Here is a 23,570-nt window from a genome sequence, read left to right as displayed (position 1 = left end):
TTTAGTTAAAGCTTCTATCCATGTTCGACTTTATTATACTGAGGTTTTACTATATTTTTTATTTTACTAAGTGGTGTGTAAGGGGACAGAAGTTACTATCTATAAACGGAGTCTTTGAGTACTTACATTCTTCCTCCATCCATCGAGAAATGAATCAAACAAGATTTTTTTTATAAAAGTAATAAATTGATGAATAGAATTCAGGTAACTATCCAATACTAAGGTAATTCGTTAGGAGAAAGGGACGTGGAAGATATGAATCATATTTTATTTAGAATTGCAGAGTTAGAGGAAAAATTTCAAAGAAATTTAGAAGCCTGTGGACCCATCGATCGTCTTGTTAATGAAGCCCAATTAAAAACATTAAATATTTTTAAGTATCATCCAATTAGTAGCCAAGAAGAGGCGAATCAATTAATGCATAAAATGAATATTGTATTTGGTTTATAAAATAAATAGGAGAGAAGTCTAGTCAATAGGTTTCTCTTTTTTAATGGAGTTGTGGATAACGTAGAACAAATAGAAAGAGATAGTTATTGACACAAAAAGTCAAATATTTTATAATAATGAAGATAGCTTTAATTCGGTCCTGTGAGGCTGAGAAGAACACGTTAATAAAGAAGTAAACCATCATTTTATGGAATTCGTGTATCCTCTTTTAGCCTAGATGTAAAAGCTAAAAGAGGATTTTTTTGTTAGAAAGCCGTAAAAAGGCTTTGACTGTTCTTAGAATTAGAGTGATGATATGAGTTTGATATAAAGTTAATGTGATATCGGAAGTATGAGGAGGTCTATTAGATGGAGAAGGCAGTTATTATTGCATTAGATTTTAAAGATTTTGAGGAAACACGTCAATTTATTGAACAATTTGATGAATCTTTATATGTTAAAGTAGGGATGGAACTGTTTTATGCAGAGGGGCCTCAAATTATTAAATACTTAAAAGAAAAGAACCATAAAATTTTCTTAGACTTAAAGTTACATGATATCCCGAATACTGTTAAAAGTGCGATGAAAAATTTAGCTAAGCTTGGGGTTGACATGGTGAATGTTCATGCAGCCGGGACACTTCCGATGATGAAGGCGGCGGTTGAAGGTTTAAATGAAGGAACTGCTCCTGGTGCAAAACGACCACTATGTATTGCAGTCACTCAGTTAACATCGACCACAGAGGAAGTGATGCAACAACAAATCCTAATTAGTGAGACATTACCAAACACGGTTTTAAAATATGCTCAGTTAACAAAAGAGGCAGGATTAGACGGAATTGTCTGCTCTGCATTAGAAACAAAAGAAATCCATGATAAATTAGGTGAAGACTTTATTACTTGTACGCCAGGGATTCGTCAAGCAAGTGATAGTTTAGATGACCAAAAACGAGTTGTTACTCCAACAAAGGCTAAGGAACTTGGGTCAAACTACATTGTTGTTGGTCGTTCAATTACGAAATCTGTTCATCCAGTAGCTACGTATCGTCAAATTAAAGAGGAGTTCTTAGGATAAAGAGGAGCTCAAAGCATTAAATAAATTTAAATAATATAGGGCATTGCTTAGAGAAACTATCGGTATATTTTTATACAAAACATAGAGGAGAGATTATTTATGAAACGTACAATTGCGAAACATTTATTAGAAATTCACGCGGTATTATTGCGCCCAGAAACACCATTTACATGGACATCAGGAATTAAATCACCAATTTATTGTGATAATCGTTTAACTTTATCTTATCCACAAGTTCGTCGTGATATTGAAGCAGGCTTATGTGATCTTGTTAAACAATATTATCCAGATTGTGAAATGTTAATGGGAACGGCAACAGCAGGGATTCCACATGCGGCTATTATGGCAGATAAATTAGATTTACCAATGGGATATGTTCGTTCATCGGCTAAAAAGCACGGACGAGGAAATCAAGTTGAAGGGTTAGTTGAAAAGGGGATGAAAGTTGTTGTTGTTGAAGATTTAATTTCTACAGGAAAATCTTCAATTGAAGCGGTTGAGGTATTACGAGAATTAGGATGCGATGTTTTAGGAATCGTTTCAATCTTCTCATATGAGCTTGAAACTGGATTAAAAAATTTAGAGGCAGCAGCGTGTAAAAATGTTTCTCTTTGTAATTATCAAACATTAGTTGAAGTAGCGGTGGAAATGGGAGAAATCTCAAAAGAGTCAGTGGAAAAATTAACGGCATGGCGTCAAAATCCAAGTGATGAAAGCTGGCTAACAAAATAGTGTGTTAGGAATCGTATGCACGATTCCTTTTTTTCATCAAAGAAGTCTAGAATAATGATTGCAAATTTATGGAAACTATTGACAATAAATTCAAGGGAAGGCATGATAATAGTAGATAAATGATTATCTAGAGAATGAGAAAAATAAGGATAACCTTATCTCAAGAGGTGAAAAAAGGGTTATTGATTAAGAAAAGGGTGAATTCATGGGAGAACGTATTATGATTGCCTCGCAATCGGAAAAATTAGTTTCAAGTATTAGATCCCAGGTTACGAGTTCAGGATATGAAGTTGTCGGGATGGCATCAAATGGATATGATTTGATTCGTCGCTGCAAGGCATTAGCACCCGCAGTTGTGATTGTCGATGAAGAGTTACCAGGAATGAGTGTTATCTCACTCGTAGAGATTCTAATTCAACAACGTCAAGCCGTTTTATTAGTCGGTATGTCTTATCAGAAGTTTTATTACCGTCAAGATCCCTATTTTGAGTTTTGCGAGAAACCTGTACAGCCCGTTGTCCTTTTAACGATGTTACGTGTTTTAGTTAAGTATGGACAAACAGTAAGGCAATTAGAATCGAAGGTTAACCATCTAGAGAAACTTCAAAAAGAGGAAAAAACGATTCGTTTAGCCAAACGGGCTTTACAGCAAAATGAGCGGATGAGTGAAGATGAGGCCCATCGGTATATTCAAAAAAGGAGTATGGAACTTCGGATAAGTAAATTAGAGGTAGCAGAAATAATTTTAAAAAAAGTGAGAAAAAAGGTTGATTTTCGAGGATAACTTTCATATAATGGAAATATAGACAAGGGCGTCTTTAAGAAGTAGTAATCGAATAATAAGATGATGAACAATGGGGTTCGTTAAACGGTGCGTTTTTATAGGCACTAGTTTAGTGAACCCCTTTTTTGTTAGTTTTGATCAAAGTAGATAAGATTAACATCCTAGTCATTGGAAGTTCATTATCCGTCATGGGAAAACAAATGAAGTTGAGAGAATAATTATCATGAAAATGATGAGGAGGAGTTTTAAATGGCAACTTTAACAAAAGAAGAAATTTTGCGTATTGCAACTGAAGAGGGAGTTAACTTTATTCGCTTAATGTTTACAGACCTATTCGGAACGGTAAAGAATGTTGAAATTCCATTATCACAATTAGGGAAAGCGTTGAATAATCAAATGATGTTTGACGGTTCTTCGATTGAAGGATTTGCTCGAATCCAAGAAAGCGATATGTACTTACATCCAGATTTAAATACATGGTTAATTTTCCCTTGGACGCCAGGGGAAGCTAAAATTGCTCGTTTAATTTGTGATGTCTATAATGTTGACGGAACACCATTTGCAGGGGATCCCCGATCTAATTTACGTCGTGTGTTAGATGAGATGAAGGCATTAGGATTCGCCCAATTTAACTTAGGTCCAGAGGCAGAGTTCTTCTTATTCAAGTTAGATGAGAATGGATTACCAACTCGTGAGTTAAATGATAATGGTGGATATTTCGACTTTGCTCCATTAGATTTAGCTGAAAATTGCCGCCGAGATATCGTCATTGAACTTGAAAAATTAGGATTTGAAATTGAGGCCTCTCATCATGAGGTAGCGCCGGGACAACATGAGATTGATTTTAAATATGACGATGTTTTATCAGCATGTGATAAAATTCAAACATTTAAACTTGTTGTTAAGTCGATTGCCCGTAAACACGGACTATATGCGACATTTATGCCGAAACCAATTGCGGGAATTAATGGGTCAGGAATGCATTGTAACGTTTCTTTATTCCATGAAGATGGAACAAATGCTTTCTATAATCCAGAAGGTGAATTACAGTTAAGTGAAACAGCCTATCATTTTCTAGCCGGAATTTTAACGCATGTGCGTAACTTTACGGCTGTATCCAATCCGACGGTTAATTCGTACAAACGTTTAGTTCCAGGATATGAAGCACCTGTTTATGTGGCTTGGTCACCATCGAACCGTTCACCGTTAGTACGTGTACCTGCATCTCGAGGACTTGGAACTCGCTTAGAAGTTCGTTCAGTTGACCCATCGGCAAATCCATACTTAGCCCTAGCTGCAATTTTAGCTTCAGGATTAGACGGAGTTAAAAATAAATTAACACCACCAGCATCAGTGGAGGAAAATATTTTTGAAATGAACCAAGAGGAATTAGATGCACACCACATTACATCTTTACCAGGTTCATTATCTGAGGCTCTTCAATTATTAGAAGACGATGAAGTGGTTAAAGCTGCACTTGGTCATCATATTTTTGAAAAATTTGTTGCTGCTAAACATGCGGAGTATGACGAGTATCGTTTATCGGTTCATGAATGGGAATTACGTCGTTATATGAGCTTGTTATAATTTGTTTCAATTTTAAATGGTAAACATAGGGAGTTTTCATATAAGTTTTAGTCTTAATCCCTCCGGGGGGAAACGGAAGGATTAAGAAAAACAATGGAGTGGTTACTTAATGGTACCTACTTCATTGTTTTTTTTTTGACTCAATTGAAACTTCTTGTATATCCTTTTAGGGGTCATCAAAGTAAATAATTTTTTCTTTAGAAAAATTATTAGGAGAGAAATCGGTATACGTGATCTTATCCGAATCAAAAAGTTAGGGTGATCAGTTTAAATAAAAAATCTTTTTCTTCTTACTGTATAAGGGGAACCATCATTTAATCATTTATTGATGATAGGTCTAAGATTATCTATATGTTTAATCCGAAAGTGAGAGTTTTAGAAAAAAAGTGATTAGGGTCTGCATAAGAGAAGAATTTTAAAAACCATCCTCTATCTTATGAGCAGAAATTAACGTTAATTATCTGCATGAAGGCCGACAATCTAACGGAGATGTTAGATGTACTTTATCAGTATTAAATCTGTCAGGGCTAGAGAAACTATGGTATACTTGTATTAAAAAATTCGAGTGGTGATAGAGATGGCGATTTTAGAACAGTTAGAGCATCCACAGTTTAAAGTAACAAAATCAGATGGAATTTTAATAGATTATGTACGAAAAAATAAAGAAAAATTTGTTTTTAAATCTATTTCTGAAATTGCCAGGGAATCTGGAATTGCGGAGGCAACGGTAACGCGATTTGTAAAAAAGTTAGGATTTAACAACTTCCAATCCTTTAAAATAACATTTGCACAGGAATTGTCCACTTCTGAAGAAAAGGGGATTGTCCATTCTAATATCAGTTGTGATGAAAGTATATTTGACACTGCCTCAAATCTGTTGCATTCAACGATGGGAGTGTTACAAAAAACGATGGATGATTTGGATTCCGATGTGATGCTAAAATGTAAGAACGCCATTTTGGATGGTCGGAGAATATATATTATGGGAATTGGTCATTCAGGGGTTATTGCCATGGATTTTCACTATAAACTCATACGAATTGGATTGAATACCCTTTCCGTGAGTGATGGTCATATGATGTTAATGCTAGCTTCTATTATGGGGCCACAGGATGTTATTATTGCTATTTCCAACTCGGGTGAAACTGAAGAGTTGATTCAAACTATTCAACTGGCTAAAGAACAGGGGGTAACTATTATTTCTATTACTGCGGATGGGGACAACACGTTGAAAAGAATCTCACATATTAATTTAGAATATCATTCTACGGAAACCTTATTTGAAACTGGATCCATCACTTCTAAAATACCTCAAATTTTTATGTTAGATTTAATCTATACGGAGATTATTAAACAGACGTATAACGAGTCATTAAGCAGAAGGTTAAAAACGACGGATGCAATTATTAAGCATCGTAAAAATTAGTGCTCTAGATGAGATAAAACTTAAAGAAAATACCCTATCAGTTTGGATTAGTTGTTATAGTGTCAATAACATTTAACTGTCGCCTAATTAAAGAGCATATATAGGAATAAAGCAAGGAAACGTATCCTAGTGGAGATGGAATATTTTTCACTGAGTGTTAAAACAATCACTAGATATTCACATACATTTTAGGAGTGATAAAATGAAATTAATGTTTGCTTCGGATCTTCACGGATCTTATTATTGGACTCAAAAAGTCATTGACCGATTTAAGGATGAGCGAGCGGATTACCTCGTATTACTGGGGGATTTATTATATCATGGCCCACGTAATCCTCTTCCTAAAGAATATAATCCACAAAAGGTTATCGAACTATTAAATCAGATAAAACATCAGATTATAGCTATTCGAGGAAACTGTGATAGTGAGGTCGATCAAATGGTTTTACAGTTTCCGATGATGGCAGACTATAATTTTATTCCCTTAGAGGATAGAAAATTAATGATTACCCATGGACATCTCTATAGCGAGAACAAACTTTCTCAGTTTTTACAAAAAGGAGATGCACTAGTATTCGGACATATCCACATTCCCATTTTAAAAGAGAAGGAAGGAATTTATTATTTAAATCCTGGATCGGCTACTTTACCTAAGGAGAATCATCCACAGACTTATGCAATTTTAGAAGATAATCATTTTGAGGTCAAGACATTGGACGGCCAGATTTATCGACAACTTCAATTAACCTAAAACATCGCTGAAATGAGATGATTTAAGAGTTAGAAAATAAAGTTTGTCCATACTAAACATGAGGCTCTTAGTTTAGAAAGCCTTAAATTAATAGTTACGATTACACACCTCTTTGAAGAAACTAGCTTACGTTGTTAAGCTAGTTTCTTTTTTTAGTTGTTTCAGTATCAACTAAATAATGACATGTCTATTTGTCCTTTATAAGTGGGGGGGACTTCCTTTTTGGGGCGTAAGAATGACATAGAAAAATAGGGCGAATTAACCTAATTAATTTTATTAAATTCAACTAAAAGGGGATATTTTTAATCCCAAAAGAATAAACAGAAGAAGAAGGACCTTTTTTTATGTCTAAAAAAGAGATAAAATTCGAAAAAATTCTAATAAAAAAAGGTATTTATTGTCGAATTGTATTGGGATAACGTAAGTTTTATTAATTTTAATATAAATTATGTCCTGAAGACTATAAAACAATAAAATATCTTTCACAACTTAGGCTAAAGTTTGATATAATACAATAGGTATTCGTGTACAAACAGAAAGGAAGAGCGTCGATGGAAGTGATTAAAATAGAAGGAGGGCGCCCGTTAAAGGGAACAGTCCGAATTGATAGTGCTAAAAATAGTACAGTTGCTTTAATTCCTGCGGCCATTTTAGCGGATTCTTCAGTTATTTTAGAAGGTGTTCCACAGATTGTGGATGTTGAACATCTAGGAATGATGATTGAACAATTAAATGGTAAATATGAAATAGATAATGACGAATTAACGATAGATCCAACTCATTTGATCAATACACCGTTAGTAGAAGGTGCTGTAAATAAATTACGAGCTTCATATTATTTTATGGGAGCTTTACTTGGAAAGTTTAAAGAAGCTGTGATTGGGATGCCTGGAGGATGCTATTTGGGGCCACGTCCAATTGATTTGCATTTAAAAGGCTTTGAAGCATTAGGGGCGACAATCACGCAAGAAGCGGGATCTATCCATTTAAAAGCTGAAAAATTAACAGGTGCTAAAATATATTTAGACTTTGCATCAGTTGGGGCAACGATTAATATTATGTTGGCTGCTGTTAAAGCTGAGGGAATGACGGTAATTGAAAATGCCGCAAAAGAACCAGAAATTATTGACTTAGCCAACCTTTTAAATGGCATGGGAGCTAATATTAAAGGAGCTGGAACAGGTGAGATTCGAATTCAGGGTGTAACAGAACTTCATGGAACACGTCATGCTATTATTCCTGACCGAATCGAGGCAGGAACTTATATTACATTGGCGGCAGTTGCTGGAGATGAAGTTAAAATTGACAATATCATTCCCCATCATTTAGAGGCTTTAATTGCAAAATTACGTGAGATGGGTGTCGATATTGAAGTGCATACAGATCATGTTATTGTACGTGGACGTAAAGAAATGAAAGCTGTAGACTTCAAAACAAGTACATATCCGGGATTAGCGACTGATTTACAACAACCTTTAGTGACATTACTAACTCAAGCTACAGGGGTTGGGATGGTAACAGATACAATTTATTCCGACCGCTTTAAAAATTGTTTTGAGTTAAATAAAATGGGAGCTAATATTAAGGTTCAAGGAAATTCAGCTATTGTTCAGGGACCGTCTAAGTTATCGGGCGCTCGTGTAAAAGCGACTGATTTACGTGCAGGTGCGTCATTAGTGATTGCTGGACTGATTGCTGATGGTGTGACAGAAATCGGAAACACTTACCATATCGATCGTGGTTATTCAAATATCGAGGATAAGTTAAATAATATTGGAGCCAAGGTTTGGCGAGAAGATGTTACAGAATAATAAATCTGTATGAATTGTCTAATTTTATAACAATTGTTAAATTTTAATTTGAGAAAACATAAAAAATTTTATTGCGTCTATTCCTTAAATTTAGTATAATTCTATTGTTATATAGACTTTCTCTGATTAAAGAATTAATCAGGGCCGAAGGAGTGAACTAGAATGAAACAAGGAATTCATCCACAATACAACCGTATTAATGTCGTATGTACAACTTGCGGGAACGAGTTCGAAAGCGGATCTGTTAAGAAAGAAATTCGTGTTGACACTTGCTCAAACTGTCATCCATTCTACACAGGACGTCAAAAATTCGCTCAAGCTGATGGACGTATCGAACGTTTCAACAAAAAATACGGAATCAATGCAAAATAGTTTTGATTTTAAAACACCACCTTATGTGTGGTGTTTTTTTTATTTATTTTTAATAAAATACAGTTGACATTCACGTTACGTCAACCCATATGATAGGTTTAGGAAGGAGATGATTTTGATGGAATATAGTATTCGTCAACTTGCCGATCTAGCTGGAATTAGTACACGAACACTTCGCTATTATGATGAGGTGAAGTTGTTATCTCCTAGTCGGATCAGTCCAACAGGATACCGGATTTATTCAGAGGCAGAGGTAGATAGGCTACAACAAATTTTATTCTATCGAGCGTTGGGGATAAGTATACATGAGATTAAATCCATCTTACTCGATCCGAATTATGATGAACTTAAAGCGCTGGAAAATCATTATCATAAGCTTCTCGAACAAAAAGATGAACTGGAGTTAATGATTGAAAATATTGTATCAACATTAGCTGCTAAAAAAGGAGAGATTAAAATGTCAGATGGTGAAAAATTTAAAGGACTAAAAAGACAACTATTAGAGGAAAATGAACAACAGTATGGAAAAGAAATTCGTCAAACATACGGTGAGGATGTAATTAATCAATCGTACCAAAAATTTAATAACTTAGATGAAAAATCATTTCATCAAATGAAGGACTTAGAGGAAGAGATTTTAGATAAGTTAGCTCACGCCATGGAATCGGGGAATCCTTGTGGACAACAAGGGTTAGAAGTCGCCCAACTTCATCGTCAATGGTTGGAGTATACGTGGTCAAGTTATAGTAAAGAGGCGCATGCTGGATTAGCAATGATGTATTTAGCGGATGAGCGATTTATTGCTTATTATGATCAGGCAGTTAAACAGGGAGCGACGACCTTTTTATCCGAGGCCATTCGATGTTATACTGGGCAACTAGAGCATAAATAATTTTTAATATGAGCGTAAAGTAGAAAATACAGCGGATATTTTCTACTTTTTTTATGTGGATAAAAGGATTATTTGGGTGTAATGTTTTGAAGGCTTCATTCATATAATGGAGTATCTTATCATAGATAAGGGGGATTTAGGATGTATCAAAAAGTAAAAGAAATGGTTGATACCATTTACCCACAACTTGTGGCTATTCGTCGTGATTTACATCAACATCCTGAACTAGGTTTGGAAGAATATCGAACTTCACAGATCGTCTTAGACTATTTGAATGAGTGGGGAATTACAGTTTCCCAATTGATTGGTGAAACTGCTATCGTGGGATTGATCGAAGGTGAATATGGGGATAAAACAATTGGATTAAGGGCAGATATGGATGCATTACCGATTGATGAAAAAACGGGGGCCTCATATGCTTCTTTAGTTCCTGGTAAAATGCATGCGTGTGGTCACGATGTGCATACGACTATTTTACTAGGAGCAGCCTATATTCTGAAACAATTACAACATGATTTTAAAGGGAATGTTAAATTATTTTTTCAACCTGCGGAGGAGACAGTAGGCGGTGCGAAACAGATGATTCAAGCGGGGTGCTTAGAACATCCACATGTGAATCACGTTCTCGGACTTCATGTTCGCCCAACTTTGAATGTTGGTGAGGTAGGCTTTCATTATGGGAAATGTCATGCGGCGAGCGATACGATTTTTTTAAACATTCATGGTAAACAGGCACATGGGGCTTACCCACAGGATGGAATTGACGCTATTTTAATTGCATCTCATGTTGTAACTGCATTACAGAGTTTAGTTAGTCGCAATCTTTCACCATTTGAGTCTGCAGTTTTAAGCTTAGGAATGATAGAAGGAGGAACAGCGGGGAATGTTGTTTGTGATCAAGTTAAAATTAGGGGGACATTAAGAACGCTTGATCAAACGACGCGTGCCTTCATGAAAAAACGTTTGACAGAAGTTGCGATTCATACCGCAGAGGCATTCGGAGGAATAGCTGATGTTTACTTAGAGGAAGGATACGCACCGCTTATTAATGCACATGCAATCACGGATGCAGTTGCTCATGTTGCTAAACAGGTCGTAGGGGACGACAATGTTATCATGATGGAACATCCGAGTCTAGGTGTCGAGGATTTTGCTTATTTTGCTGAGGCCGTCCCATCGTGTTTTTATAATTTAGGAACTGCAAATCCACAAAAGGGAATCCAGGGGATGTTACATGAAAATACATTTGATATTGATGAGGATGCAATCAAAGTAGGGGTTTGTTTGCAGGTTTTAGCGACACTTCATCTATTATCATAGTTAATAATTGGGGGAGAAAAGATGATTGAACCAAAACCATTAAAAAAGGGTGGAACGATAGCGATTGTGGCTCCAGCTGGGCCGCTTGATTCAGACATTATTTTTCAGGGGGAAGAATTGTTACAACGAATGGGGTTTGAAGTTATTGTGACTCCAAGTTGCTTTGAGCGAATTAATTATTTGGCGGGCCATTCAGATAAGGAGCGTGCTGAAGATATTATGATGATGTTCGCTGACGATGGAGTTGACGCTATTTTGTGTATGAGAGGTGGTTACGGATCAGCCCGAATTGTTCCGTATTTTAAAGACTTTAAATTTGAAAATTATCCAAAACCATTTATCGGATATAGCGATGTGACGTATTTACATCTATTCTTTAATCAATCTCACCAACTCATGACTTATCACGGACCGATGATTAAAGACCTACTTTTAAATGACGAATTGACAACCTGTCACTGTTTGGAAACAATTATGGGTGAGACAACTTTTGATATTATCGATGTTCCTTACTACAATGAGACCTTACGTCCTGTTTCTGGGACACTAGTGGGTGGAAATTTAACAATGATTTGTACGACATTGGGGACCCCCTATGAAATTGAAACGCGAGGGAAAATTTTATTTATCGAGGAAGTTGATGAACCGACCTATTCGGTGGATCGGCTATTAACGCAGTTAAGCCAGAGTGGGAAGTTGGAGGAAGCAGAAGGGATTATTTTAGGTGACTTTAACGTTCATGATAAAGAAGAAACACAACAATTACTTGAGCGCACCTTTAAAGATTATAAAAAGCCGGTGGCTCATCATATACCGAGTGGCCATTGTCGACCAATGATCACTTTACCAATGGGGGCTGAGGTGACCTTAATTCCTCACTTAAATCGCATCGCTATCCGTGGAAAAAAAACGTGTTTATAAGAGAACGAGATAAAATCTTCGTTGATTTTATCTCTTTTTTAATACCCGGGAAATAATTTGAAAATTAAAGGGACATCTTGAATCTTAAAGGCGAGGTTTGATATAATGGACAAGTTGCTTTAAAAGGAAGATGAAAGGTGGTTTTGATAAAATGTATGATATCAGACAGGAAGGCTGGGTAGAAGCCATTTGTGGTAGCATGTATGCTGGAAAGACTGAGGAGTTAATCCGTCGTTTAAAGCGTTTAGACTTTGCGCGACGTTCATATTGTTTATTTAAACCAGTTATTGATAATCGTTATAGTGATGATGAAGTCGTTTCACATAGTGGATTGAAAATGCCGTCAATTGCGATTGAGCATCCAATTGAGATTTTTGATTATATTAAAGAAGATACCTATGCTGTTGCTATTGATGAGGTTCAATTTTTCGGGGAAAATATTGTGGAGGTTATTGAACACTTAGCTGATCGTGGAATTCGTGTCATTGTAGCGGGATTAGATAAAGATTTCCGAGGGGAACCGTTTGGAAATATGCCAGCTTTATTAACGAAGGCTGAGTTTGTTACTAAATTAACTTCAATTTGTAGTGTATGTGGGGCATCAGCGACAAGATCACAACGATTAATCGATGGAAAACCTGCTTCGTACTTTGATCCTATTATTCAAGTAGGTGCGAAAGAGGCTTATGAACCTCGTTGTCGCCATTGCCATGAAGTAAAAGATCGCCCAACGACATTAAATTTAAAATAATAAAAAAAGTTTAGATAAAATGTTGACAATATGATTGTACGCATGTATAATTAATATTGTTGATACGGAGGAATACCCAAGTCCGGCTGAAGGGATCGGTCTTGAAAACCGACAGGGCGTGAAAGCGTCGCGGGGGTTCGAATCCCTCTTCCTCCGCCATAAAAAGATAATAATTCACACAAGTGTGTGATTTTTTTTTATTCTTTGTCGCAAACTATAAACGCTTAGTAGTAGGGTAAAAAAACCTTCACAATTAATTGTGAAGGTTTTTTGTTTAGAAAAATGAGCTAGACCATACAATAAGGGGGAATTTGCACGGTAAACTGACGATTTATGGAAAACATCAGGCATCGAGTCAATGGTAGGTAAAGTTGTCGTTTATAATTAGTTATAGGGAGGAAATTTATTTGGTTACAGCATTTTTTCCAACGATTATTTTATTGATAGGATACTTATTCTTTCTTGTCATGACGAAGAAGTATAAGAGTTATTCAAGACAAAAGCTAACACGGTTAACTCTTTTTGTTTGTTATGTGATTGCGCTGATTGGAATTGTATTTTTCCCATTTCCAATTCAGCGAGAATTAATTGAGGATAGTATTCGATATGGGATGGAGCAGTATCATAATTTCATTCCGTTTAGCACACTCCTTCGTTCGTTTAACGAAATGGGTGACATAGGAATTTTATCCCTGATGCATCTATTCTTAAATGTTTTATTATTTATCCCCCTTGGCTTTCTCGTCCCCATTATCTGGAGTAAAAAAATGAGCGTTCAATCTGTTGTTTGGTGCGGATTCTTCACGTCCTTGTGTGTTGAAGCGGTTCAATTTTTATTAAGTTTATCCTTAGGTTATGTCTATCGAAGTGCAGACGTGGATGATTTGATTTTAAATACTTTGGGAACATTTATGGGCTATCTGTTATTTAAATTCACCTATTATAAAAAAAGAAATCGATCGTGTCTATAAAGAGGAAACAAAAAGCCTTCTCGAAATCTGGAGAAGGCTTTTTGTTTATTTACGACAATTTGATATCTTTTTGCAACCGTTGCATCCGCAACCACATCCACCAGATGTCTGATTACGAATGAGCTTTTTAATAATTAAAAGGAAAATAACGAGTAAAATCAAGGAAATGACTAAGGTAGCTAAAGAAATTTGATGTCTTAATAAGAAAATTCCCCCTTGATAAATAATGAATGAAACAACATAAGCTAGACCAGTCTGATATAAAATAGCTGTTAATGTCCATTTCCACGACATCATTTCTCGTTTAATAGCGCCGATAGCAGCAAAACATGGAGCGGCTAGGAGTGTAAAGGCCATAAATGAGTAGGCGCTTAAGGGAGTGAAAAGAGTAGGTAAACTGTTTATTAATTCAGTCGACTCTTCCGTCATCGCATCACCAAGGCCAAATAAAATTCCGAAGGTAGCAACTACATTTTCTTTTGCTAAAAATCCTGTCATTGTTGCAACTGTTGCTTGCCAATTACCAAATCCAAGTGGAGCAAAAATAGGGGCAATTGCGTGACCGATAGAGGCTAAAATACTATCTCTTGCATCAACCATCTCGAATGACCAGTTAAAGGATTGTAAGAACCAAACGAAACCTGAGGCAACAAAAATAACAGTCCCAGCTTTATAGATAAATCCTTTTGCTCGATCCCACATATGTAACAACACATTTTTTAGTGCTGGCAGGTGATAAGGTGGCAGTTCCATCAGAAATGGAGTTGGATTCCCTTTGAATAAAGGAGTTTGTTTTAAAAGGATTCCTGAGAAAATAATCATTGCTATTCCTAAAAAGTACATCGATGGAGCAATCCAAGACTTCGTTGGGAAAAAGGCCCCGGCGATAAGGGCGAAAACAGGCAACTTAGCCCCACAAGGAATGAATGGGGTTAAGATAATTGTCATTCGGCGATCTTTTTCATTTTCAATCGTACGGCTCGCCATAATTGCAGGAACGCTACATCCTGATCCAATTAACATAGGAATGAATGATTTTCCAGATAACCCGAATTTTCTAAAAAGGCGATCCATAATAAAGGCAACGCGGGCCATATATCCACAGTCTTCTAGAATAGAAATAAGGAGAAATAAAATTATAATTTGAGGGACGAAGCCTAAAACAGCGCCTACTCCGCCAACCATTCCATCGACAATAAGACCGATTAACCAATCGGCAGTATTGATACTTTTTAAAAAGTAAGAGAGGTTTCCTTGAACGAGCTCTCCGAAGAAAACATCATTAATCCAATCGGTGGCGATAGAACCGAGGGAAGTGACCGAAATATAATAAATTCCCCACATAATTAGAGCGAATATAGGAAATGCAAGCCATCGATTAGTTAAAATAGAATCAACTTTATGGGAAATGGTTAGTTGAGAATCTTTTGCTTTTTTAACACATTCTTGAACGATACTTTCAATAAATTCATAGCGTGCATTCGTTAGGATACTTTCACTGTCATCCTCTAATGAAGATTCATGTGTTGAGATAATCGTTTCAATTTTTTGATGAATATCTGTGGATAATTCTAACTGCTTCATCATATGAACATCTCGTTCAAATAATTTGATACTGTAAAATCGTTGGAGTGGTTCTTCGGTTATATTTTTTAATTCATTCTGAATTTCTTTTAGGGAAGATTCCAAATTTGTATCAAAAAGAGGCATTTTAGGTGGCATCTTTGTTATTTCTATTGCCTCTATTAACTCAGTTAGTCCTGTTTGTTTTAACGCAGATGTTTCAATAATAGGACACCCTAATGTGTGGATAAGTTTTGAAATATTAATTTGAGTCCCTTGTTTTTTTACCAAATCCATCATGTTTAAAGAGATGACGACTGGAATGTTTAACTCCATCAGTTGTGTTGTTAAATAAAGATTACGCTCAATATTAGACGCATCGATGATATTTAAAATAACATCCGGATGTCCATTCAATAAAAAATTTCGAGTAATAATTTCCTCGGGTGTATAAGGAGATAGAGAGTAAATTCCGGGTAAATCAACAATTTTAATTTTTTTGTTATCTCGTACTCTTCCTTCCTTTTTTTCTACAGTAACTCCGGGCCAGTTTCCAACATATTGGTTGCTTCCAGTCAAAGCATTAAAGATCGTTGTTTTTCCGCAGTTTGGATTCCCGATTAAAGCAATTGTCAATGACATAAAAATTCCCCCTTTTTTAATGGCTATTAACTATTTAACGATAATATTTTCGGCATCTTCCTTACGTAAAGATAGTTCATACCCTCGAACAGTGACCTCGATGGGATCTCCTAGTGGAGCTACTTTTCTTAAATAAATAGAGGTTCCCTTTGTAATTCCCATATCCATAATTCGACGTCGAAGGGCTCCCATACCATTTAATTTTGTTACAATGGCTGTCTCACCTATTTTTACATCCTTTAAAGTTTTCATTTTCATTCCTCCTAAAATACTTTTTGGGGTCCACGTGAATTAGAAGTTAATGTTAGTCTAAGTATTCATACCTAATCATTAAGAAGAAAATCTTTTCTTACAGTGGACACAAAATGATTGAAAAGATTTTAACCTGTGCATAAACAGAATTTATCTGTTAATACGCACTTCTCGTTTTTACGAGTTAGACAGTGTTAACCGAGCTCTTTTCTTTTATGTTAACATAATTAGGAAATGGTTAGCAAGTGCTAACTGAGATAATTCAGTATATGTCGAGTAATAATGATATATTCCATTACCTATTCATCTGATAAGAAGTATAAAAGTTGAAGAAATGAGGAATATTATGCTAAGATTATAACGATATTTAGATTTTATTAATTAGGGGGGCATATGAAATTACAAGAATCGGGTGAAAATTATTTAGAAACTATTTACCTATTAAATGAAAAAAATGGCTTTGTTCGTTCAATCGATGTAGCTAATGAATTGAATTTTTCTAAACCGAGTATTAGTCGGGCAATGCGAATCTTAAAGGAAGCAGGATTTATCTTGATTGAAAGAAATGGTCAAATTCGTTTAACCGAAGCGGGTTATCATCGAGCCAAAGCGATTTATGAACGTCATTGTTTGATTAAAGATTTTTTAATAAAGACCCTTCAGATTAGTGATGATCTAGCTGATAAGGATGCCTGTCGAATTGAACATGTTATAAGTGATGAAACATTTGAGCAGATGAAACGTCTATTTCAAAAAGAATAATTAAAAAGAGCAAGAATGATGGAACGGTCATTCTTGCTCTTTTGATATTAAAGTATCATTGATTTTACTCTACTTCCCCACGAAGTGAGAGCTCAAACCTAGTAACGAAAGTGTAAAAATAAGTTTAGCGAACGGTATAACCGAGATGATTAAAAGCATCTAAAATATATTTAGGCGATCCAATCCCCTCATTGTAATGAACAGAAATTAATTTTAAAGATAAATTAATATCTAATTTTTCCACCCCGTCTAAATTAGTTTCAAAATAATCTCTAATTTTTTTTTCATCCTCATTCGAACTTAAGTTATCCACGTTTAACATAAAAGTTTTAGCCATCATCCTCACCTCAGACTTTCTTTATCACTTAGTCTTGATAACCTCTTTATTTTATCATAGAATAAATTAAAAAAGAACTAATAACGGGTGATTATATGGAGCATCTTGAGTTTATGCAACAGGCAATTGAAGAATCAAAGAAAGCGCAAACCATTGGAGAGGTACCAATTGGTGCGGTTATTGTCAAAGATGATAAAATTATAGCGCGAGCGCATAATCTACGTGAAACAAGTCAGTTATCTACAGCCCATGCTGAATTATTGGCAATCCATGAAGCGAATAAAGCTTTAGGGTCATGGCGGTTGGAAGAATGTACACTTTATGTGACATTGGAACCTTGCCCCATGTGTGCGGGGGCAATTGTTCAATCGAGAATTCCGAAAGTTGTTTATGGCGCAAAGGATCCGAAAGGTGGATGCTGTGGGACTATTTATAATTTGTTAGAAGAGCAGCAGTTCAATCATCAGTGTGAAGTAATTTCTGGTGTAATGGAAGAGGAGTGCGGTCAGTTACTCACGACTTTTTTTAAAGAATTAAGACAGAAAAAAAAACGAAATAAGATTGACAAGCAAGAGACTAATTGATATACTAAATGTGTATCAATTGAAACTCTCTTTTGGTACCCTTATTCAATAGGACGGTGTGAACCAGGTCAGGACAGGAATGTAGCAGCCTTAAGCATTTAGTTTTATGTGGGTGAGGGTACCAAAGGAGAGTTTTTTTTATTAGCTCAACCTTGGTATCTTAACAGAATTTTAACAAACCGTTCGTTGGGTGTATGATAGAATAAAGGGAAGAAATGAACCTTGGAGGTATGCGTGATGGGAAAAAGGGTATTAGTAGTGGAGGACGAACTTTCTATTCAGAGAATTTTACAATACGATTTAATGCAGTCAGGTTTTATAGTTGATTTAGCATCAGATGGAGAAGAGGGGCTACAAAAGGCACGTCGAAATTCCTATGATGTGATGATATTAGATGTTATGCTACCTAAACGGGATGGTTTCTCAGTATGCAAGGAATTAAGAAAAGAGGAAAATCCAGTCTATATTGTCATGTTATCTGCACGCGATGATGAATTTGATCGGGTAATGGGACTTGATGTTGGAGCCGATGACTATATGACTAAGCCCTTTTCGTCTCGTGAGGTAGTTTCAAAGGTAAAAGCTATTATGCGCAGAAAGGGAATGCATCATCAGAAGGCGTGTACAGAACGTTTAAGTTATCAACAACTAATCTTAGACCAACGCCGTTTTGAAGTCTTAATCAATGAAGAGGTTATCGATTTTACGCTTAAAGAGTACGAATTGTTAGAATTTTTAATTCACCATCAGGGGCAAGCTTTATCACGTAATTTATTATTAGACCGACTTTGGGGATATGAGTATGATGGAGATACACGTATTGTTGATGTTCACATCTTTAAAATTAGGGAAAAATTAAAACCTTATGGGATTAAAATTAAAACCATACGTGGAATTGGATATATGCTAGAGGATGAGAAAAATGATTAAGACTCGCCATGAATTACTTTCATTTTATTTATTGTGTACAATTTTGCTTTTTGTAAATATTGGAACGTCTAATGATGGACAGATTACCTTTGTCTTTTTAATGATGTTACTGATTGTTATGATTTCCCAATATCGTCGTTCGATGATTTATTTAAAGCAATTGAAGCGATATGATGAGGTGGCGTTATTAGTTCAGGAGAAGAATGATTATAGTAGTATTCGTCCTCTTGTGATTGAGCAACAGGAGGTTGTCGGTGTTCAATATAATCAATTGATGCGGTTTATTCATCAACAAGAATTCAGAAATAAAAGGAATATGCAAATTCTGAATATTATTACTAATAATATTCAAGATCCCATTGTTATTTTAAATATTCATGGGGAGTTAGAGTACGCGAACAATCAATTTAAGGAATGGGTTCATATGACTGCGTTAAAGAAACTGTCGTTTTATGATGTAAAAAATGAGCCTATTCGAAAAATTCTCGAGGATGCGCTTATTTGTGAAAAAACTCGAAAAAAGCAACTTAAGATTCATAATAAGTACTATAGTTCAGTCGCACATCCAATCTTTGATGAACAAGGGGATTTTAATGGGGTTGTTGTTTTATTCTATGATATTTCTGATTTGAAAAAATACGAAAATTTACAAAAGGAATTCTTTAGTAACGTTTCGCATGAATTAAAGACTCCGATTAGCGCTATTAAAGGGTGTAGTGAAATTCTTTTAAATGGTGGGTTAAAAGATCAAGCAATTTGTGAAGAGTTTTTAACCATTATTCAAAATGAAAATTTGCGAATTGAACGATTAGTTAAAGATCTTCTATTAATTAACCGATATGAACACGATCAAATTAAACATCAAACACAGCGTTTAGAAGTAAACTATCTATTAAATGATTGCATCCAAAATGTACAAACAATAGCTAATCTTAAGCATCAGACGATTGATTTTGTTGAGGAAAAAAAATATTGGGTCGAGGGGGATTATACGAAGCTACAGCATTGCTTTTTAAACCTTTTAACGAATGCCATTCATTATTCTCCTGATGAGACGCAAATACAAATTAAGGTATCCGAAAAGTCAACCTTTATAGAGATAAGCGTGATTGACCATGGAATTGGTATTCCACCGGAGGATCTTCCGCATATTTTTGAACGTTTTTATCGTGTGGATAAAGCAAGGTCTCGCCATACAGGCGGGACAGGACTTGGCCTGTCTATTGTGGCGTCCATTATCGAAGCCCATCATGGAGCGATTCAAGTGCAGAGTGAATTAAATAAGGGAAGTTGTTTTACGGTTCAGTTACCTAAACTTTTGAAGTAACCTTTACGGTTTTTTTCTGATAAATCTTTATTTAACAGGGAAAAGTCGACCAATGGAGGTTGCTTTTTTTTGTTCATGGAGTTTTAACGAACTCTTAACAGAAAATTAATATTTCACATGTTTATTTATATTACAATGGATCTATCAAAAGAGATGTAAATGGAGGCGTGATGAATTTGAAAAAATTATTATCTTTAGTTGCGGTTGCAACGGTATCTTTAACAGTAGTTGCTTGCGAGGGGCAAAAACCTGCCGAATTAGTTGAAACACCAGCATTGAAGGAAGGGGCAATTGATGTCGTTAGTCGTGAGGCGGGGTCAGGAACGCGTCAGGCTTTCGAAGAAATTATCGGCTTTAATGGCGAAGGTCAGACACCGTTAACGAAAAGTGCAACAATTAAGGATGGAAATGGAGTTGTTGCAACATATGTATCAGAAAATGAGCAATCACTAGGATATATTTCCTTTGTTACCTTACAAGAAAATGAAGGAAAGATTGAAGGATTAACAGTGGATGGGGTAGAGGCGACGCCGGAAAATGTTTTAAGTGGAGCATATGCGGTAGCTAGACCTTTTGAAATGGTGTATATGGATCAAAATTTAACAGAAGTGGAACGTGCATTTATTGAGTTTGCTGCTTCACAAGAGGGACTAGAAATTTTAGATGCTAATGGAACTATTGTGGATAAATCAGCGGCAGAGGCTTTTGATATGACAAAATACAATCAATTATCTGGAAATTTAATGATGGGGGGATCAACGTCGACGGAGGCTGTTGTTAAAGCATTGGCAGATGAGTTTTGTGCCTTATTTCCAAAAGTGACCTATGAATACAACGCAACGGGTTCAAGTGCTGGGGTAAAAAATGCCATTGATGGAACTTATAAATTAGGATTTGCTTCACGTGAAATTAAAGATTCAGAGTTAGAATCAGGAATTCAAACAACAACTTTATGTATGGATGGAATTGCATTAGTTGTAAATCCAGAAAATGATGTAGAAGATATTTCAACGGAGCAAATTAAAGACGTGTATACAGGAACGATTACAGAGTGGTCGGTATTAACAAAATAATTAAAAAAGGAATTACTCAGCGAGGGGTAATTCCTTTTTTGTAGAAATAATCCAGGGGTTATTTGTTAACTAGAAATGTTAAGGAATTGTTAACAAGCGTTAACTTTATGTTAACAAAATAAGAAAAATAGAAGGATGATGTTACAATGTCCGTGTAGAGAAAAAGCGTTAAATTTTAATTTAACTGGGTGGAGGCGTTGAAACGTGAAAAAGGATATGAGTTTAAATAGGCGAAGAGTGTTCGTTGAAAAATTCTTCCATGGGTTGTTTTTACTGGCGGCACTGATTGCTGTATTGAGCGTCGCATTAATTATTATATTTATTTTTGGGAAGGGGTTGGCTCCATTCTTTAGTGGGAATGAATATGGAACCTACTCATTTATTGATTTTATAAGGGGGCTTAAATGGACGCCGCAAAGTGGAGAATACGGCATTGGATATATGATTGTTAACTCTATTTTTGCGACTTTCGGTGCCATTTTACTAGGAGTACCTATTGCCTTATTAACGGCTGTTTTTATTGCTGAAATTGCTCCTAAACGTATTGCGGGAATGGTGCGACCAGCGATTGAGTTATTGGCAGCTATCCCATCGGTATTATATGGGGTGTTTGGTTTTGCAGTGATCACACCACTTGTAAAACAGATTTCACCATATCCAACAGGAGATTCTCTAATAGCCGTTATTATTGTTTTGACAATTATGATTTTGCCAACGATTGTGGCAGTCGTTGAGACGGCGATTCGAGCGGTTCCTAAAAGTTATAAAGAAGGATCATTAGCGCTAGGTGCATCAAAAATACAAACCATTTTTAAGGTAACATTACCCGCTGCGCGATCAGGAATTTTAACGGGGATCATTTTAGGAGTAGGACGTGCGATTGGGGAAACAATGGCGGTTATTTTAGTCGCGGGAAATCCTGAGTCGGGAATTGCGACAACCATTTTTGACCGCGTCCGTTTATTGACAACAAATATTGCTTTAGAGCAAGGTTATGCGGCGAAGCTTCATGAACAAATGTTATTTTCAACCGCGGTTGTTTTATTTATCTTTATCATGATTATCAATTTAGTTTTAGCGCGTATTCAAAAAAAAGGAGGTGATTGCTAATGTCTCGAAAAATAAAGGATCAGTTATGCACAATGCTTATTTGGCTAGCGGCTACTTTTTCAGTAGGGGTCTTAGTCTTAGTGGTTGGTTTTATTTTCTCTAAAGGTTGGTCTAAGATTTCGGTAGATTTCTTATTTAATGACTATGAGTCAAAGACTCAGTACGTTAATCTTGAAAGTAATCAGGTATATATCGCTCCATCTTCCCTTTCAGCGGATGCACTGTTTTTAGAAAACTTAGGGGCAGCACTTGAATTAAATGGCGATCATTACGAGGTTGTTTGGATTGATAAGGAATCACCATTAAAAGAGGCAACTAATAATGCGGATGAGAAGGTGAGAATTAATAAGGGAGACCACATCCAACAAATTAAGGTTCCGGGAAAAAGCTTAACATTAGATGAGACGGTGGATAAGGAAGAGGTTATTCAATTTTTGGGCGATGCTAATACGTTGGTGATGAAAGTCATGTCTACCGGGGGTGGAATTTTCCCAATGATTATTTCAACCTTACTTTTAGTGTTCGTAGCCCTCCTTTTCTCTGCACCCATTGGAATTTTAGCAGCGATTTATTTAGTGGAGTATGCAAAACCAGGAAGGTTAGTGAATACCATTCGATTTGCAACTGAGATCTTAGCAGGAATTCCGTCGGTTGTTTATGGATTGTTTGGAATGCTTATGTTTGTAAATACCCTGAATTTAGGTATGTCCATTTTAGCGGGAGGGTTAACCCTTACAATTTTATTATTACCGACGATGATGAGGACAACAGAAGAGGCTTTAAAGGTTGTGCCAATGAGTTATCGTGAGGCTTCTTACGGACTAGGAGCGAATAAAATTCAAACCTTATCTAAAGTTGTTTTACCGAGTGCAATTCCGGGAATCTTGGTTGGGATTATTTTATCAATTGGTCGAATTATCGGGGAATCTGCGGCCTTATTATTTACAATTGGGACATTTGCAAAGTTACCGGTAAATCCTTCAACTGGAAGCTTCTCGCTGTTTGAAACAGGGACTTCACTCACTGTTCGTGCGTATATCGAAGTCAAGGAATCTGGAAATGTCGAAATGGCAGCAGCCATTGGAATTGTTATTCTTATTGTTGTGTTTACCCTTAATATACTGTCGAGATTAGTTGCGAAGAAATTTAGTAAAGTTAATGACTAGGAG

Annotated in this window: 24 protein-coding genes, 1 tRNA gene and 1 other RNA gene; 23 read left to right on the top strand and 3 right to left on the bottom strand. The window is 35.9% G+C overall.

The features are described from left to right. Positions 1-246: 246 nt before the first annotated feature. The 15 genes from AACH31_RS10430 (at position 247) to AACH31_RS10360 (ending at position 13,821) form a co-directional block, all read left to right on the top strand. Positions 247-450, top strand: coding sequence for a hypothetical protein (locus tag AACH31_RS10430; protein ID WP_161832263.1), 204 nt, complete (start codon positions 247-249; stop codon positions 448-450). A 348-nt stretch (positions 451-798) separates the two neighbouring features. Beyond that, positions 799-1,503 (top strand): orotidine-5'-phosphate decarboxylase, encoded by a 705-nt coding sequence (gene pyrF, locus AACH31_RS10425; RefSeq protein ID WP_161832397.1) that lies wholly within the window; start codon positions 799-801, stop codon positions 1,501-1,503. A gap of 99 nt (positions 1,504-1,602) precedes the next feature. Then, positions 1,603-2,235 (top strand): orotate phosphoribosyltransferase, encoded by a 633-nt coding sequence (gene pyrE / locus AACH31_RS10420; protein ID WP_161832396.1) that lies wholly within the window; start codon positions 1,603-1,605, stop codon positions 2,233-2,235. A gap of 205 nt (positions 2,236-2,440) precedes the next feature. Next, positions 2,441-3,019 carry an ANTAR domain-containing response regulator gene (locus tag AACH31_RS10415; RefSeq protein WP_338506717.1) on the top strand — a complete coding sequence of 193 codons (579 nt, stop codon included), beginning with the start codon at positions 2,441-2,443 and terminating at the stop codon, positions 3,017-3,019. Between the two features lie 249 nt (positions 3,020-3,268). Beyond that, positions 3,269-4,606 carry a type I glutamate--ammonia ligase gene (gene glnA, locus AACH31_RS10410; RefSeq protein WP_161832394.1) on the top strand — a complete coding sequence of 446 codons (1,338 nt, stop codon included), beginning with the start codon at positions 3,269-3,271 and terminating at the stop codon, positions 4,604-4,606. Between the two features lie 577 nt (positions 4,607-5,183). Further along, complete coding sequence (locus AACH31_RS10405; protein ID WP_161832393.1) at positions 5,184-6,032, top strand: MurR/RpiR family transcriptional regulator; 849 nt, start codon at positions 5,184-5,186, stop codon at positions 6,030-6,032. A gap of 202 nt (positions 6,033-6,234) precedes the next feature. Further along, entirely contained in the window at positions 6,235-6,783 is a 549-nt protein-coding gene (gene yfcE, locus AACH31_RS10400) for a phosphodiesterase (protein ID WP_161832392.1), read from the top strand. A gap of 551 nt (positions 6,784-7,334) precedes the next feature. Next, the gene (locus tag AACH31_RS10395) at positions 7,335-8,594 is read left to right on the top strand and encodes a UDP-N-acetylglucosamine 1-carboxyvinyltransferase (protein WP_262951104.1); all 1,260 of its coding nucleotides are present in this window, start codon (positions 7,335-7,337) and stop codon (positions 8,592-8,594) included. Positions 8,595-8,756: 162 nt separating this feature from the next. Further along, positions 8,757-8,966, top strand: a complete 210-nt coding sequence (gene rpmE, locus AACH31_RS10390; protein ID WP_161832390.1) for a 50S ribosomal protein L31 — start codon at positions 8,757-8,759, stop codon at positions 8,964-8,966. 118 nt (positions 8,967-9,084) lie between these two features. Then, positions 9,085-9,858, top strand: coding sequence for a MerR family transcriptional regulator (locus tag AACH31_RS10385; RefSeq protein WP_262951105.1), 774 nt, complete (start codon positions 9,085-9,087; stop codon positions 9,856-9,858). 141 nt (positions 9,859-9,999) lie between these two features. Beyond that, positions 10,000-11,178 (top strand): M20 metallopeptidase family protein, encoded by a 1,179-nt coding sequence (locus tag AACH31_RS10380; protein ID WP_338506728.1) that lies wholly within the window; start codon positions 10,000-10,002, stop codon positions 11,176-11,178. Positions 11,179-11,199: 21 nt separating this feature from the next. Then, on the top strand, positions 11,200-12,099 hold the full coding sequence (locus tag AACH31_RS10375; RefSeq protein WP_262951107.1) for a S66 peptidase family protein: 900 nt from the start codon (positions 11,200-11,202) through the stop codon (positions 12,097-12,099). Positions 12,100-12,250: 151 nt separating this feature from the next. Next, the gene (locus tag AACH31_RS10370) at positions 12,251-12,850 is read left to right on the top strand and encodes a thymidine kinase (protein WP_161832386.1); all 600 of its coding nucleotides are present in this window, start codon (positions 12,251-12,253) and stop codon (positions 12,848-12,850) included. 66 nt (positions 12,851-12,916) lie between these two features. Continuing rightward, positions 12,917-13,009, top strand: a tRNA-Ser gene (locus tag AACH31_RS10365). A 248-nt stretch (positions 13,010-13,257) separates the two neighbouring features. Next, positions 13,258-13,821 (top strand): VanZ family protein, encoded by a 564-nt coding sequence (locus AACH31_RS10360; RefSeq protein ID WP_161832385.1) that lies wholly within the window; start codon positions 13,258-13,260, stop codon positions 13,819-13,821. A gap of 45 nt (positions 13,822-13,866) precedes the next feature. Here AACH31_RS10360 and feoB read toward each other — a convergent pair whose 3' ends face one another. Continuing rightward, on the bottom strand, positions 13,867-16,026 hold the full coding sequence (feoB, locus tag AACH31_RS10355; protein ID WP_262951110.1) for a ferrous iron transport protein B: 2,160 nt from the start codon (positions 16,024-16,026) through the stop codon (positions 13,867-13,869). Positions 16,027-16,056: 30 nt separating this feature from the next. Next, complete coding sequence (locus AACH31_RS10350; protein ID WP_262950982.1) at positions 16,057-16,278, bottom strand: FeoA family protein; 222 nt, start codon at positions 16,276-16,278, stop codon at positions 16,057-16,059. Between the two features lie 393 nt (positions 16,279-16,671). Between AACH31_RS10350 and AACH31_RS10345 the strand changes: the two genes are divergently transcribed. Then, a complete protein-coding gene (locus tag AACH31_RS10345; protein WP_262950980.1) occupies positions 16,672-17,040 on the top strand; it encodes a metal-dependent transcriptional regulator in 369 nt (122 codons plus the stop codon). 124 nt (positions 17,041-17,164) lie between these two features. Here AACH31_RS10345 and AACH31_RS10340 read toward each other — a convergent pair whose 3' ends face one another. Then, positions 17,165-17,377, bottom strand: coding sequence for a heavy-metal-associated domain-containing protein (locus tag AACH31_RS10340; RefSeq protein WP_161832381.1), 213 nt, complete (start codon positions 17,375-17,377; stop codon positions 17,165-17,167). Between the two features lie 95 nt (positions 17,378-17,472). On the opposite strand from AACH31_RS10340, the gene tadA reads away from it, so the two are divergent. From tadA to pstA, 7 genes are all read left to right on the top strand, one after another. Next, entirely contained in the window at positions 17,473-17,961 is a 489-nt protein-coding gene (tadA, locus tag AACH31_RS10335) for a tRNA adenosine(34) deaminase TadA (protein ID WP_262950978.1), read from the top strand. Positions 17,962-17,993: 32 nt separating this feature from the next. Beyond that, positions 17,994-18,089: signal recognition particle sRNA small type (gene ffs, locus AACH31_RS10330), an RNA gene on the top strand. A 109-nt stretch (positions 18,090-18,198) separates the two neighbouring features. Beyond that, positions 18,199-18,891, top strand: a complete 693-nt coding sequence (locus AACH31_RS10325; RefSeq protein ID WP_161832379.1) for a response regulator transcription factor — start codon at positions 18,199-18,201, stop codon at positions 18,889-18,891. Next, on the top strand, positions 18,884-20,218 hold the full coding sequence (locus AACH31_RS10320; RefSeq protein ID WP_262950974.1) for a sensor histidine kinase: 1,335 nt from the start codon (positions 18,884-18,886) through the stop codon (positions 20,216-20,218). The genes AACH31_RS10325 and AACH31_RS10320 overlap by 8 nt, the downstream gene beginning before the upstream one ends. A gap of 170 nt (positions 20,219-20,388) precedes the next feature. Next, on the top strand, positions 20,389-21,291 hold the full coding sequence (locus AACH31_RS10315; protein ID WP_262953846.1) for a substrate-binding domain-containing protein: 903 nt from the start codon (positions 20,389-20,391) through the stop codon (positions 21,289-21,291). A gap of 204 nt (positions 21,292-21,495) precedes the next feature. Continuing rightward, the gene (pstC, locus tag AACH31_RS10310; protein ID WP_161832377.1) at positions 21,496-22,401 is read left to right on the top strand and encodes a phosphate ABC transporter permease subunit PstC; all 906 of its coding nucleotides are present in this window, start codon (positions 21,496-21,498) and stop codon (positions 22,399-22,401) included. Further along, the gene (pstA, locus tag AACH31_RS10305) at positions 22,401-23,567 is read left to right on the top strand and encodes a phosphate ABC transporter permease PstA (protein ID WP_262950971.1); all 1,167 of its coding nucleotides are present in this window, start codon (positions 22,401-22,403) and stop codon (positions 23,565-23,567) included. Before pstC ends, pstA begins: the two co-directional genes overlap by 1 nt. The last annotated feature ends 3 nt before the right edge of the window (positions 23,568-23,570 follow it).

It is taken from the genome of Turicibacter faecis, from assembly GCF_037076425.1.
Taxonomy (GTDB): domain Bacteria; phylum Bacillota_I; class Bacilli_A; order MOL361; family Turicibacteraceae; genus Turicibacter; species Turicibacter faecis.
This window is presented reverse-complemented; position numbering and strand designations above follow the sequence as displayed.

Coding starts and splice junctions, on each gene's coding strand:
- pstA (WP_262950971.1), top strand. CDS start 22,401: ATGTCTCGAAAAATAAAGGATCAGTTATGCACAATGCTTATTTGGCTA.
- AACH31_RS10315 (WP_262953846.1), top strand. CDS start 20,389: ATGAATTTGAAAAAATTATTATCTTTAGTTGCGGTTGCAACGGTATCT.
- AACH31_RS10345 (WP_262950980.1), top strand. CDS start 16,672: ATGAAATTACAAGAATCGGGTGAAAATTATTTAGAAACTATTTACCTA.
- AACH31_RS10380 (WP_338506728.1), top strand. CDS start 10,000: ATGTATCAAAAAGTAAAAGAAATGGTTGATACCATTTACCCACAACTT.
- AACH31_RS10350 (WP_262950982.1), bottom strand. CDS start 16,278: ATGAAAACTTTAAAGGATGTAAAAATAGGTGAGACAGCCATTGTAACA.
- AACH31_RS10370 (WP_161832386.1), top strand. CDS start 12,251: ATGTATGATATCAGACAGGAAGGCTGGGTAGAAGCCATTTGTGGTAGC.
- AACH31_RS10325 (WP_161832379.1), top strand. CDS start 18,199: ATGGGAAAAAGGGTATTAGTAGTGGAGGACGAACTTTCTATTCAGAGA.
- AACH31_RS10340 (WP_161832381.1), bottom strand. CDS start 17,377: ATGGCTAAAACTTTTATGTTAAACGTGGATAACTTAAGTTCGAATGAG.
- AACH31_RS10320 (WP_262950974.1), top strand. CDS start 18,884: ATGATTAAGACTCGCCATGAATTACTTTCATTTTATTTATTGTGTACA.
- glnA (WP_161832394.1), top strand. CDS start 3,269: ATGGCAACTTTAACAAAAGAAGAAATTTTGCGTATTGCAACTGAAGAG.
- AACH31_RS10415 (WP_338506717.1), top strand. CDS start 2,441: ATGGGAGAACGTATTATGATTGCCTCGCAATCGGAAAAATTAGTTTCA.
- rpmE (WP_161832390.1), top strand. CDS start 8,757: ATGAAACAAGGAATTCATCCACAATACAACCGTATTAATGTCGTATGT.
- tadA (WP_262950978.1), top strand. CDS start 17,473: ATGGAGCATCTTGAGTTTATGCAACAGGCAATTGAAGAATCAAAGAAA.
- pyrE (WP_161832396.1), top strand. CDS start 1,603: ATGAAACGTACAATTGCGAAACATTTATTAGAAATTCACGCGGTATTA.
- AACH31_RS10395 (WP_262951104.1), top strand. CDS start 7,335: ATGGAAGTGATTAAAATAGAAGGAGGGCGCCCGTTAAAGGGAACAGTC.
- AACH31_RS10375 (WP_262951107.1), top strand. CDS start 11,200: ATGATTGAACCAAAACCATTAAAAAAGGGTGGAACGATAGCGATTGTG.
- AACH31_RS10405 (WP_161832393.1), top strand. CDS start 5,184: ATGGCGATTTTAGAACAGTTAGAGCATCCACAGTTTAAAGTAACAAAA.
- feoB (WP_262951110.1), bottom strand. CDS start 16,026: ATGTCATTGACAATTGCTTTAATCGGGAATCCAAACTGCGGAAAAACA.
- AACH31_RS10385 (WP_262951105.1), top strand. CDS start 9,085: ATGGAATATAGTATTCGTCAACTTGCCGATCTAGCTGGAATTAGTACA.
- pyrF (WP_161832397.1), top strand. CDS start 799: ATGGAGAAGGCAGTTATTATTGCATTAGATTTTAAAGATTTTGAGGAA.
- yfcE (WP_161832392.1), top strand. CDS start 6,235: ATGAAATTAATGTTTGCTTCGGATCTTCACGGATCTTATTATTGGACT.